Origin of the sequence: Clostridium puniceum (assembly GCF_002006345.1) — a bacterium.
Classification (GTDB): domain Bacteria; phylum Bacillota; class Clostridia; order Clostridiales; family Clostridiaceae; genus Clostridium; species Clostridium puniceum.
The window spans coordinates 1-14,231 of sequence record NZ_LZZM01000005.1; the positions used below are offsets into that span (position 1 = coordinate 1).

The 14,231-nt window shown below is 28.0% G+C and carries 11 protein-coding genes; all 11 read right to left on the reverse strand.

The window, feature by feature from the left end:
* Positions 1–108: 108 nt before the first annotated feature.
* The 11 genes from CLPUN_RS00310 to CLPUN_RS00360 all read right to left on the reverse strand — a co-directional run bounded on the left by CLPUN_RS00310 (position 109) and on the right by CLPUN_RS00360 (position 13,992).
* Positions 109–813 (reverse strand): response regulator transcription factor, encoded by a 705-nt coding sequence (locus tag CLPUN_RS00310; protein WP_077845400.1) that lies wholly within the window; start codon positions 811–813, stop codon positions 109–111.
* Between the two features lie 534 nt (positions 814–1,347).
* Complete coding sequence (locus tag CLPUN_RS00315; RefSeq protein WP_077845401.1) at positions 1,348–2,601, reverse strand: HD domain-containing phosphohydrolase; 1,254 nt, start codon at positions 2,599–2,601, stop codon at positions 1,348–1,350.
* 372 nt (positions 2,602–2,973) lie between these two features.
* Positions 2,974–4,860: an endonuclease MutS2 gene (locus tag CLPUN_RS00320; protein ID WP_077845402.1), complete on the reverse strand. Its 1,887-nt coding sequence runs from the start codon at positions 4,858–4,860 to the stop codon at positions 2,974–2,976.
* A 518-nt stretch (positions 4,861–5,378) separates the two neighbouring features.
* On the reverse strand, positions 5,379–6,887 hold the full coding sequence (locus CLPUN_RS00325; protein WP_077845403.1) for an IMP dehydrogenase: 1,509 nt from the start codon (positions 6,885–6,887) through the stop codon (positions 5,379–5,381).
* A 112-nt stretch (positions 6,888–6,999) separates the two neighbouring features.
* Entirely contained in the window at positions 7,000–7,260 is a 261-nt protein-coding gene (locus CLPUN_RS00330; protein WP_077845404.1) for a DUF1883 domain-containing protein, read from the reverse strand.
* A 97-nt stretch (positions 7,261–7,357) separates the two neighbouring features.
* The gene (locus CLPUN_RS00335) at positions 7,358–7,975 is read right to left on the reverse strand and encodes a YdcF family protein (RefSeq protein WP_077845405.1); all 618 of its coding nucleotides are present in this window, start codon (positions 7,973–7,975) and stop codon (positions 7,358–7,360) included.
* Positions 7,976–8,083: 108 nt separating this feature from the next.
* Positions 8,084–8,884 carry a histidinol-phosphatase HisJ gene (hisJ, locus tag CLPUN_RS00340; protein WP_077845406.1) on the reverse strand — a complete coding sequence of 267 codons (801 nt, stop codon included), beginning with the start codon at positions 8,882–8,884 and terminating at the stop codon, positions 8,084–8,086.
* 202 nt (positions 8,885–9,086) lie between these two features.
* Complete coding sequence (locus CLPUN_RS00345) at positions 9,087–9,569, reverse strand: GNAT family N-acetyltransferase (protein WP_077845407.1); 483 nt, start codon at positions 9,567–9,569, stop codon at positions 9,087–9,089.
* A 317-nt stretch (positions 9,570–9,886) separates the two neighbouring features.
* On the reverse strand, positions 9,887–11,821 hold the full coding sequence (locus tag CLPUN_RS00350) for an ABC transporter ATP-binding protein (protein ID WP_077845408.1): 1,935 nt from the start codon (positions 11,819–11,821) through the stop codon (positions 9,887–9,889).
* Entirely contained in the window at positions 11,818–13,593 is a 1,776-nt protein-coding gene (locus tag CLPUN_RS00355) for an ABC transporter ATP-binding protein (protein WP_077845409.1), read from the reverse strand. The genes CLPUN_RS00350 and CLPUN_RS00355 overlap by 4 nt, the downstream gene beginning before the upstream one ends.
* A 30-nt stretch (positions 13,594–13,623) precedes the next feature.
* On the reverse strand, positions 13,624–13,992 hold the full coding sequence (locus CLPUN_RS00360) for a MarR family winged helix-turn-helix transcriptional regulator (RefSeq protein ID WP_341423530.1): 369 nt from the start codon (positions 13,990–13,992) through the stop codon (positions 13,624–13,626).
* Positions 13,993–14,231: the final 239 nt, after the last annotated feature.

Sequence of the window (14,231 nt, forward strand, 5' to 3'; positions counted from 1 at the left end):
ATTAAAAATACTATTATATTTAGAATATAAAGTTTTTTATACTGTTTATTAACATTAATATTAATCTCATTATTATTCTTATCATCATGAAATTCTTCAACTACCTTTTTATTGTCGTTCAATTTTGTATCCAACTCCCCACACCACCTTTAAATATTTTGGATTTTTCCTATCAATTTCTATTTTTTCTCTAATATTTCTAACATGAACCATTACTGTATCAGTATTTATGGCTTGTTCATTCCAAACATGTTCGTATATTGATTCTGCTGAAAATACTTTTCCTGCATTTTTCATAAGTAATTCCAATATTTTAAATTCAATTGGTGTAAGCTTTATTTCTTCACCATCTAAGGTTACTTCTTTATTGTCCATATTTAATTCAAGACCACCAATTACAAAACTGTTTGCACTTTCTTCTACATTATTTATTACTCTTAAATATTTAGAATATCTTCTAAGCTGAGAATTAACTCTAGCCAAAAGCTCCATTGGATTAAATGGCTTGGTTACATAATCGTCCGCACCAATATTAAGTCCCATTATCTTATCCATTTCTTCTGACTTTGCAGTTAGCATAATTACAGGAAATTCATAATTTTCGCGAAGTTTCATAACCATTGTTACTCCATCCATCTTAGGCATCATTATATCTACAATAGCTAAATGTAAAGTCTCTCTTTCTATCGTCTGAAGCCCTTCTATTCCATTACTCGCCTTAAAGACATTGTATCCTTGATTCTTTAAATATATTTCAATTCCGTCACATATTTCTTTTTCATCTTCCACAATTAAAATATTATATAAATTCATTATTCTTAAACATCCTTACCCTTTATTATCTATTACACTTTATGAGTTACTTATTATACAACATTAATATATTTATGATAGTTATTAAAATATACTTATAATTCATAAATTCAAGCTTAATTACTGATTGAAGTAATTTGTTTTTCTCCAATTTTTATTTTAATTTTTTATTAATGCTAAAGACCATCCCTTTATTTTTAAATTGCTATATTCTTACTACAAAATAGTTCTATATATTTAATAACATAGTTTATGGGTAGGTAGTAAGGTATTTTATATAATTTACATTTCGGTATATATTATACCGTATTTAATATATAATACCAGAATGAAAAATAGTTGTTTACTCATGAGTATAGCTAAATTATACATTTAATATTTAAAGATATTATTTATATAAAACGAAAGATTTTCTAAAGAAAAAATTAAAAGCTTATCTTACGATAAAATTTATTCTATCTTTAAGATAAACTCTTTTTATATTATAATTTTTCTTTTGTGTATTTATAATTAATCCTGTTCTCCATATAATCGTTAAGAAAACTGTTTTAATATGGTTTTATATTCATAATTTAAATTTAAATATTTGTCCATTAAATCATTACTTTGTTTTAAAGCTTCATTCATAATAAACTCATAATTATTTATAAACAAATTTGTTATTTCAGAATCTATTTTATTACTCCTTACCATATTTTCTAATATTTTAATAATTTTCTCTTTATCAAATGATTCTTTATAACTTCGTGCACCAAATAAAGCACTAATAATATCTCCTATTGCTACTATTCTAATTTCTATGGTTAATTCTTCTCCTTTTATCCCAAAAGGATATCCTGTTCCATCTATTTTTTCATGATGAAGCGTTCCTATGTCCCTTATATCATCTATATTTAAATCACTTAAAATATTGTAACCAATTATAGAATGCCTTTCCATAATTTCACATTCTCCTAATGTAAGCTTACCAGGTTTTTCAAGTATTTCTACCGGAATTCCTATTTTCCCTATATCATGAAGTACGGCTGCAACTTTGATTTGAATTAATGTTTCTTCGCTTAAACCACATAGTTTTGCTATTTGATAACTTATTGCTTCAACTAATATTGTATGTTTAACAGTTGCTTCACTTCTGAAATCAATTGAATATGCTAACATTTTGCTATACGCTATTACTTCTTCTCTAGTAAGAATTTTAGTTTCAAAGAACTTATGTAATTCCTCTTCATAAGAGCCATCTAATAATTTATTTATAAATCCAAATTTTTTCTCTGCATCTACAAATAGTTCTATATGTTCTTTTAAATGATTTCCTCTATCATTATCAAAATAATCTTTTGGTAATGCTTTTTTATTTAAATAAATTCTATCTATATAATCTGCAAAATTTAACAATAACCCTTCTTTACTTATAACATCTATCTTGCTATTCTTATAATATTTTAATGTAAAATGATGAGTTAATACTATCTCATATAACTTTGAAAGAGGTGAAAAGTATTTTATAAATAATGCGCCATAAATTGCATGATCAAATGGAGATATAGTATCAATTTGTGCAAGCTTGTCTCTTTCTGTAACCTTATATGCTCCTATGTCATGAAAAACAGATATTGCACAAATTTTAAGTATTTCTTCATCACTATACTTTCCATCTGTTTTTAATAAATTCATCATAATATATGCAACTTGCTCTCCATGATTAAAAAGTCTAATGTCCACCGAATTAATTGCTCTATGAATAATAAGTATCATTTGCTTTAAAGTAACTTCAAAAACTTTTTTCATGATTTCCCTCCTTTAACTTATTATTTATAAATGAATATCAATCTTATTTAAAATTCTATTCTAGTATTATACCACCATTCCTTACCATAAAAAAGAGACATCTAGCTAGTTTACCTTAAAATTACAATTTTTCAACTTAGTTAAAGCAAATTAAAAAGTTGCCTTATTTATATATTTATAATAAGACAACTTTATTTTTAATATTTTAAATCCAATTAACTATTATAATTTTAATTTACCATTAAAATTTAATTACTATTAATTATTTAGGAGCAAATCAGCTGACTATTCTTAGTTCCTATACATTATTTTAACATAAAAAATTAGTTAGACATTTTATATTATATTTACACCTATATATCTTTCTAATTTCTATATACCTTCTTGTTTTCTAAACTTTTTCAACCCCTTCTTTGATCCTCTTATAATATCTCTTTCAAGTTTTCTCTCCTTATGAGATGTGAATAATTGATTTAAATCATAACCTTCTGGATATAGTTCTTTAGCTTTAAATTCTAATTTTACCCTCTTGTAATTTACCTCTAATAATTGATTATTCAAAAGAACTGTTATATTATTAAATTTATCTATTCCTTTATAAACAATAGCACTTAAATTTTTATCTAATAATAAGACTTTATCACCTTGCTCATAAAAATATTCAACTTCGTTAATAGTTTCTGCTTTATTGAGAGTAATTTTATCAGCTTCTAAAAGTTCATAATTATATTCCTTAGTTTCAATATATTTTTTACTTTTTTCAATAATACTTTCACTTATGCCCATTTTTTTAGAAATATATAGTGCATTACTATCTCCACTTTTTCCTATATGAAGCCTATATAAAGGTTCTAAGGTATCCTTTCTAAATTCCATAGCTGCATTTTCAAAATGAGCATGTTTTTCTGAAAAATTTTTAATTTCTCCATAATGAGTAGATGCCACAGTAATACAGCCTTTATGATAAAATTCTTCTAAAATTGCAATAGCAAGTGCTGCCCCTTCATTGGGCTCTGTTCCACTTCCTATTTCATCAAAAAATAATAATGTATTTTTATTACTTTCCTTTAAAATTTCTGCTAGATTTTTTACATGAGAAGAAAAAGTGCTTAATGCATTTTCAATGCTTTGATTATCACCAATATCAACAAAAATATTATTAAATACTGATATTTCAGTGCCTTTCTTTGCACTTATATGAAAACCACTTAATGTTGCTAATGTAAGGAGTCCAACACTCTTTAATACAACTGTTTTTCCACCTGCATTTGGTCCGGTGATTATTAAACTTCTATAATCACTTCCAACTTCGAAATCTAAAGGAACACTATTTTTTATTAATGGATACTTTCCTTGAATTATTTTAATATATCCATAATCATTTAATTTAGGTTCAATTCCATTAATTTCTTTACTGTATTTTGCTTTTGCTAAAATCATATCATATTCTGAAATAACCTCTATATTAATTTTAAGTTCTTGCGCTCTTTGAAAAATCATTTCAGTTAAAGTAGCTAATATTTTATATTCTTCAATGCTTTCTTCTGCTTTCAAAGACAATAATTCAGTTGTGTATTTTGAAATTACATTAGGCTCAACAAATGCAGTTGTACCCTTTGAAGAAATTTCAACAATAGTTCCTTGGATACTATTTTTATATGAAGCCTTTATAGGTACAGTATATCTTCCATTTCTTTGACTAACAAAAAATTCTTGTATATATTCTCTATTACCAGGATTCTTTATAAACTTTTCTAACTTTTCTTTAATTTTTTCTTCACAAATATCAATATACCTTCTTATTCTTTTTAGATCTTTTGTAGCATTTGAATCTACAATGGTTCCGCAAATAGCTAATTTTATTTCATCTTCTATATCTTTTAAATCAGTAATATTTTCTCCATAAGAACTTAAAGTTTCTGCATATCCATCTTTATCTTTAACAAATACTTTAACTTTTCTGCATCCTCTAAGAAAATCTTCTACAGTAGTAAGCTCTGATGCTTCAAGAACTCCACCTTTTTCTACTTTATCTATTAATGAAGAAATATCAAAAATTCCTTCTAAAGGCATATGATATGCTGCCTCTATTAATCTTCTTCCTTCAGAAGTTTCTTTTAACATTCGCTTAACTTGTTTTATATTTTTACTTGGAACTAATTTATCTATTAATTTCTTTCCTAAATTGCTTACACAATATGATTTAACAATTTCTTTTAATTCATTATAATTTAATTTTTCTAATGTGGTATTATTCATCTTCTTAATTCCTTTACTTTCATATTCAAACCACGAAAGTTTATATAGATTTTAAAATTTCCTCATTGGATTCATACAATAAAAGCATTATTTTTATTGAAATCTTTATTGTTTAAATGAAATCATAAAAAGTATCTACACCATACTTTCTAATATATACTAAATTCAAATATTTTAATAATAACTCTTGATTGTATCTGCTTATAAAATTTAGGTTTTTATACTTTATTATATAAAAAAAGCCGTGGACACTTCCACAGCTTAAAAATTCAACAATAAATACAGATAGCATACCTATCTTTAAAGTAAATTCGTGGCTTGTATCTTTAATAGTTTTAATTAATTCAACAACAAATAAAAGTACATTATACTTATTTTGAATTAATATTAAATTAATCTATTTAGATACTAAACACTCACAAACATACCTCTCTTTACTTAAAATCTATATATTAATATACTACAACATCCAGTAAATAAAGTCAATTGAAACTTATTTAGTGGATGTTAGTAAATTATTATTGTTGAGTATTATAATGGTTATCCTTTAATATAACATCATGTGAACTTCCTTCAACTATACTTGTTGCAGAAACTAATGTTATTTTTGCATTCTTTTGTAATTCTGAAATTGTAAGAGTTCCACAATTACACATTGTTGAGCGTACTTTATTTAATGTTATAGTAACATTATCTTTTAAACTTCCTGCATATGGCACATATGAATCAACGCCTTCTTCAAAAGATAACTTTTTATCTCCTCCAAGATCGTATCTTTGCCAGTTTCTTGCTCTATTAGAGCCTTCTCCCCAATATTCCTTCATGTAATTTCCATTTATATTAACTTTGTTAGTTGGACTTTCATCAAATCTAGAAAAATATCTACCTAACATCATGAAGTCAGCTCCCATAGCTAGAGCTAATGTTACATGATAGTCATGTACAATACCACCATCAGAACATACAGGTATATAAACTCCTGTTTTCTCAAAATATTCATTTCTAGCCTCAACTACATCAATAAGTGCTGTTGCTTGACCACGGCCAATACCTTTTTGCTCACGAGTTATACAAATAGATCCGCCACCTATTCCAACTTTAACAAAATCTGCCCCAGCTTCAGCTAAAAATAAAAATCCATCTTTATCAACAACATTTCCAGCTCCAACTTTAATATTTTCACCAAAGTTTTTATGTATATATTCAATAGTTATCTTTTGCCATTCTGAAAAACCTTCTGAGGAATCGATACATAATACATCTGCTCCCGCCTCAATTAATGCTGGAACTCTTTCTGCAAAATCTCTAGTATTAATACCAGCTCCTACAACATATCTTTTTTGACTATCGATAAGTTCATTTTTATTTTCTTTATTAGCCGAATAATCTTTGCGGAATACCATATACTTTAGTTTTTGATCTCTATCAACTAATGGCAGCATATTTAATTTATTATCCCAAATAATATTATTTGCTTCCTTTAATGTAATGTCTGAATGTGCATATGTAAGTTTATCAAAAGGTGTCATAAATTCCGAAACCTGTGTCTTAAAATCCATTCTAGTAACTCTATAATCTCTACTTGTTACTATACCAATAAGCTTTCCATTCGCAGTTCCATCTTCTGTAACTGCCATAGTAGAATAACCTGTCTTTTCTTTTAATTCTACTACTTCTTCAAGTGTTGAATTTGGTTTAAGATTAGCAGCACTTGTAACAAATCCAGACTTATAGCTTTTAACTTTAGCAACCATAGCTGCTTCATTTTCAATTGATTGGGATCCATATATAAAAGAAATTCCACCCTCTTTAGCTAAAGCTACTGCCATTCCATCATCTGACACTGATTGCATAATTGCTGAAGTCAATGGAATATTAAGCATAATTTCCGATTCTTCACCTTTTTTAAATTTTACAAGTGGTGTTTTCAAACTTACATTTTGTGGAATGCATTGGGTTGAAGAATATCCTGGTACTAATAAATATTCTCCGAAAGTGTGTGATGGTTCATTAAAATAATATGCCATTATATCTCTCCTTTATTTTTACATTCATAACTATTTTATTCTATATATTAATCCCTTTTTAAGGTCATTGTCAATATAAAATCTCCTATTAAATATTGTGATTTTTGATGAATCATTTAAACACTTTTATAGAGTAATTTAATATTCCTATATCGCCACCTAAATCTAAAACAATATACCAGTGGCCAGTCCTTGGAATTGATATATTATATGGAGAGCTATTAGCTATTCCACCATAATACTCACAGCTATTATTGCTTTTATATCTTGAAAAATTTATATAATCCATTAAATAGATATTTACTTTTCTGTCAACAACAATACTTAACATATCACCTTTTTTAAAGTTATTATCTTTATAAGTATATTTCATAAGATTTTTATAACTCCTTTCAAATTTGTGAATACATGCTTATTTCACAGATTTAAACAATTTATTATAGACTTTTTCTATGTTATTAAAAGACAAGTTAATGCTGCTTATCTTGCAAAATTGGAATTGCATCTTTTAATTGTCCTCCTAAGCGAGATAATTCTCCCATAACTTTATCTATACCCTCCTTAGTTTCATACCAATTATCTTTATTTATGCCATCTATATCAACTGGACATACACTAAATTTTGTTTTAGGATATGCAAAGCTATAAAACATAAGACAGCGTTTAGCATGAAAGGACTTACAGCAAATAATTGCCTTCTTTATATCTAAATTTTTTTCATTAGTGACAGCACGTGAATTAAACGCATTTTGTTTCGTCCATTCCGCTTTGTCTTCTTTAATTATAGCGCTTTCATCAACTCCATAAGAAAGTGCTATATCCTTCATAAATTCCCATTCTGTTTCATAATTTTTATTATACTTATCAGCTTTAGTCATTGATCCTGGAAAGTAGCCTTTGTTCATACTATATTTTCCTGAAGGTAAAATATAAGGTGCATATTCATCTAACCAAAGCTTTGCCGCTCTTTCAGCTGGCTCTGGCCATGATCCTCCAGGTACAAAAATAATATCAGCTTTTTCTAGTTTATCATCTACAAAAATAAATGATGTAATTTCTCTAATAAAATTTCTATCCTCTAACTGCATTTTCTCTCCCCATTTTAAAACCATATTTAAATATCAATCTAATTTTTTATAACAATCATTATCATTAATTCATATCACATTTCCATATTATTTTTAAAAGTTATTACTTTATTCTTTATCAAAATCTCTTCCAACATCACTTGCTGTATGAGAATCTGATCCATAAACTTTTTTCACTTCATATTTTTCTATTAATTTTTTAAATATATTTGATACATAAATTTCACCGCAATAAGGTTTTCTAAGACCAGCCGTATTTACATCTACTTCATAATCTCTTTTTTTAATTTCTCGTACTATTTCTTCTAGTAATTCTTTATTTCTATATTCTAAAGGATATAAATTATTAAATATTCTTATTAAATTAGGATGTCCAATGCGCTTTGGCTTAAATTCTCCCAAATCTGCTTTGATTGCTTTTAATAAAGTTTCATAATATTTATCATATATTAATTCTACAGAACCTAACTCTTTTAAAGCTTCTTCAAATCCTGGTTTCCAATCAATAGCTGTATATTTATCATCTATTTTTATAAAATGAACTGATAATATACTATCTTCTAATTTAGGCCCATAAATATTGAGCATTTTTTTTATTTCTTCTTCATATCCCTCAACAAAATCTACTTCTAGTCCTGTATTTATCTTAATTTTATCTTTATATCTAGGTTTTAATTTTTCTACTTCATCTAAATATTTTTCTACAACGTCCTTTGATAAAGCACATTCATCTAAAAACTTCTTATCCTCTATAAAATAGCACGGAAATGGCATATGTTCTGTAAATGTAATTTCTTCTAAACCTTCAACAAGTGCCTTTTCCACATACATTTCAAAAGGATCTTTAGTTCCATGAGGGCAATATGGCGAGTGAATATGTCCATCTCTTATTATTTTCTTATTTTCCATAATATTATTTCAAAGAGAGATTATTTAATATATTCTCTCTCTAAAATTTCACTTCCTTTCTATTCTATATTTTTATATATTTTATATTCATATATTTCATGTTTCCCAATTGCAACTTATATATTATATTAATTTATCATTAATTCAATCTAAGCTATATAACTCTTTAATATATAAAATCCCTCTCATACAGGTTCTTTCACTATTCTTCATATTCATACATATGATAATTACATTCTTGCATTCCTAATGATTTATATGTGGATTTAGCATTAAAATTTTCTTTTTCAACATATAGTCTTATACCTGCTATTTCATCATTTTCATCACAAATATTCTTTACATAATTATACAATTCTTTAAAGATACCTTTTCTTCTGTATTTAACATCAACGTAAACACTTTGTACCCAAAGAAACATACCATTTCTCCAATCACTCCATTCATATGTATGCATAATTTGTCCAACTACTTCTTCATCAATTGTATACACATAATACTGTCCTTTGGAAGAATCCTTTAAAATTGCTTGTATACCTCTTGTTAAAATGTCTAAATCTAACTCTTTATCTTCAGTTTCCTTTGCTAGATTATAATTGAATTTAACTATAATTTCTAAGTCTTCCATTTTTGCTTTTCTTATTTTTATTGAATTTTGATTTTCATAATTACTTGTATTACTCATTTGTTTCCTCCATATGATTTATTATGTATATTTTAGCATTTAATTCTACTGTTACATAGTATTTTATTAGATAATGTAAAAATAAAGCAATCCATTCTGAATAATACTGTACTCATTCTACGTTCTATTATTCCAAACTTTGATTATTACATTATTATAATACTTTTGGATTAAAACTTCGTAGCTTCTGTTTTGTAGTTGTTAAAGATACTTTATCAATAATTTAAAAAGTATTTTCTACATTAATAGATTTGATTGTTCTAAAATAACTAAATAAAAAGCTATATTTAGATTTCACTAAACATAGCTTCTTATAATTATACTACTTCATTATCTAAAGCCGCTCCAGTAAATTGGCTATTATAAAGATCTGCATAGAAGCCATTCTTAGCAAGAAGTTCATTATGATTACCCATCTCAATGATACTTCCTTTATTCATAACTAGTATTAACTCTGCATCTCTAATTGTAGAAAGTCTATGTGCAATTACAAAACTTGTTCTATTTTGCATAAGATCTGTCATAGCTCTTTGTATATAAACTTCTGTTCTTGAATCAACGCTACTTGTAGCTTCATCAAGTATCATAATAGTTGGATTTGCAAGTATTGCACGAGCGATAGTAAGTAGTTGCTTTTGACCTTGTGATATATTTGAAGCTTCTTCATTTAATATTGTGTTGTATCCATCTGGAAGAGTTTTAATGAAGTGATGTGCATGAGCTGCTCTTGCTGCCTGCATAACTTCTTCTTCTGTTGCTCCTTTTTTTCCATAAGCAATATTGTCAAATATTGTGCCATTAAAAAGCCAAGTGTCTTGAAGTACCATACCAAACATATTACGTAATTCTCCACGTTTTATGTCTCTAATATCTACACCATCAATTGAAATAGAACCCTCGCCAATCTCATAAAAACGCATAAGCAAGTTAACAAGGGTAGTTTTACCAGCACCCGTTGGTCCAACAATTGCAATTGTATGACCTTGTTTTACATCTATGTTCATGTTCTTAATAAGATGCTCTTCTGTTTTATAGCTAAAATTAACAGCTTCAAATTTAACTTCTCCCTTAGGAAAGTCTATGACCTTAGCATTAGATGCATCTGGCAATTCTTCAACTTCATCTAATAATTCAAATATACGTTCAGCAGAAGCCACTGTAGATTGAATTATATTAGCAATGTTAGCAGTTTGAACTATTGGTTGAGTAAACTGATTAGAATATTGAATAAAAGCTTGAATATCACCAATAGTAATTTTACCCTGTATTGCTAAATAACCACCAACAACACAAACTATTACATAACCTATATTACTAACAAATCTCATCATAGGCATTATTATTCCTGATATAAACTGAGCTTTCCAACCTACGTTATACAATCTATCATTAATATTCTTAAATTCTTCAATCGAATCATCCTCATGTCCAAAAGCCTTAACAATTTTATGGCCAGTATACATTTCTTCAACATGACCATTAAGAGCTCCAATTTCTTTTTGTTGAGCTGCAAAATATTTTTGAGAGCGTTTTGCAACAAGAGCTGTTACCAATATGTAAAGTGGTAAAGTTAAAACAACAACCAATGTCATTAGTGGACTTATTGTTAACATCATTACTATAATACCAATTATAGTAACTATAGAAGTAATAAGCTGTGTAAGACTTTGTTGAAGGGTTGTTGCAACATTATCAACATCATTTGTTACACGACTTAAAATTTCACCATGAGTTCTTGCATCAAAAAATTTAAGTGGCAAACGTGAAAGTTTATCTTCAACATCTCGGCGAATATTATAAACAGTTTTTTGTGCAACTCCAGCCATAATATATTGTTGGAGAAATCCAAAAAGTGTACTTATTAAATATAATCCTAGTAATAATAAAATCACATTTCTTATATATGGAAAATCTACGTTAGGAATTTCAACATTGGCCGCTTTACCTGCCTTAACCAAATCAGCGTTTTGACCCATAGCTGTAAATTTTGCTACCACCCCTTCAACTAATCTAGTTATTGCCCATCCAGAAATCTTAGGTCCTACTATTGTAAAAATAGTACTGAAGATTGCAAATATAAACACTAAAATAAAACTAATTCTTTGGGGCTTTAAATAGTTTAATAGTCTTTTTAAAGTTCCCTTAAAGTCTTTTGCCTTTGCGACAGGGCCACGTGCAAAGGAACCCATTGCACCGCCACCTGGACCGCCCATGCCACCTCTTGGTTTATTTAGATTTTTATTTTCGCTCATGCTAATTCCTCCTCTGAAAGCTGTGAAGATACAATTTCATGATAAACCTTGCAGCTAGTTAATAATTCTTTATGAGTTCCCATGCCTGCAATGCAGCCATCATCTAAAACGATTATTCTATCTGCATCCATAACTGTTGCGACTCTTTGAGCAATAATAAGTACTGTAGCTTTTGAAGTTTCATTTTTTAGTGCTGCGCGAAGTTTTGCATCAGTTTTAAAGTCAAGTGCTGAAAAACTATCATCAAAAATATATATTTCAGGTTTTCTAACTAAAGCACGTGCTATAGATAAACGTTGTTTTTGTCCTCCAGAAACATTTGTTCCGCCTTGAGCAATAATGTGTTCATAGCCATCTGTCATTCCATTTATAAAATCTGCAGCTTGTGCTACATTAGCTGCATGCTGAACTTCTTCAATAGTAGCGTTATCTTTACCATATTTAATATTGTCAGCAATAGTTCCTGAAAATAATACAGTCTTTTGAGGAACAAAACCTATTTTAGATCTAAGGCTCTCTTGACTCATTTCTTTTACATCTACACCATCTACAAGCACTGAGCCAGAAGTTGTATCATAAAAACGTGGTATTAAATTTATGAGAGTAGATTTACCTGAACCTGTACCACCAATAATGGCAGTTATTTCACCAGGTCTTGCACTAAAGGTTATGTTATTAATAGCTGGCTGGTCTGCGCCAGGGTAACTAAAACTGACATCTTTAAATTCAACATAACCACTTTCTTTATCAGCAACTATAGTATTTTGTGGATCTAAAATTTCTGAATCCATATCTAATACTTCATTTATTCTTATGGCGGAAGCTTGAGCTCTTGGTATCATTATAAATACCATAGAAAGCATTAAGAAACCAAATAAAATTTGCATTCCATATTGAATAAATGCTATTAAGGAACCAATTTGCATTTTACCTTCATCTATTCGTATGCCACCAAACCATATGATAGCAACTGTTGTAATATTCATAATTAACATCATAATTGGCATTAAAAAGGCCATAATTTTATTTACTTTTATAGCGTTATCCATAAGATCAGTGTTTGCATCATCAAATCTAATTTTTTCGGTATCTATACGGTTAAAAGCCCGTATTACTCTAATCCCAGTAAGCCCTTCACGTAATACAAGATTCAATTTATCTATTTTTATTTGCATTAATTTAAATAATGGCATAGCAGATTTTAGAGTTAATCCAATGATTATTCCAAGGAAAGGAATTATTATTGCAAAAATCCAAGTTAAAGGAGCATCTTCTCTTAAAGCCATAAAAATGCCACCAAGACCAGTTAAAGGTGCAAAAAGCATAATAGAAAAAATCATTACAGTCACAGATTGAATTTGAGTAACATCATTTGTAGTTCTTGTTATGAGAGTAGCAGTACCAATTTTATCAAACTCATGTAATGAAAAACCTTCAACTTTAGTAAATAATTTATTACGAATAATCCTGCCAAAGCCAACAGCAGTTCTTGATGATAAGAAAGTAGATATAATTGAGCAAATAGCGCCGCCTGCTGAAATAAGCAACATGATTCCACCAGTTCTAAGAATATAATCGACTCCTTGGTAAGAACCACTAAAACCTAAAAACGAAATAGTTTGAACTATGTCCTTTTGTACTATGCCTTTGTTAATTATATCTGACATCAAAGTTGGTAAATACAAATTTGCAAGAACTTGAGTAAAAATTAATAAAACTATTACAACTATTTGTAAAGAATATTCTTTCAGATACCTAAACAATTTAAACATTTAAAATCATCTCCAATCTTTTTTATTGTTTTAGTCTTGCTGAGAAGTTAAAAGTTTTTTAAGTATAATTAACCCTTCAGAGATTTTTTGAAGTTCTTCTGAGCTACTTTGATTAATTATATTTTGAACATTTTTTTCCATTTGTTTATGAAAGACTTTATGCATATCTTCAAATTTAGGAGATATACTTACATAAACTACTCTTTTGTCTTCTTTGCTTCTTTCTCTTATTACCATTTCCTGTGCTTCAAGCCTATCTATGATACCAGATACAGTACTGTTTGATAAACAAAGCTTGCTACTAAGTTCTGTGACCTTCATTTTCTTAGTCTTACTCAAAAGTCCAATAACCATACCTTGTGGTGCAGATATTCTTGCATCACCAAGCAACTTTTTCATATTATGTTTAAATAAATTCATTACATCTTGTAAAAGTTTTACAAGATGTATACTCTCATTTATTGTATCAATTTTATCCCCACCTCAAAATATATTTCTACAATATTTCTTTACATAGTATTCTTCAGCAATGGATTAAGAAGTATAATAGTCATAAAACATTTAAATCTCAAAATAAGCAAGGGGATAGAATTATGGCTAATGGACGAAAAACTACTTATGAAGAAAGAACTGAGATT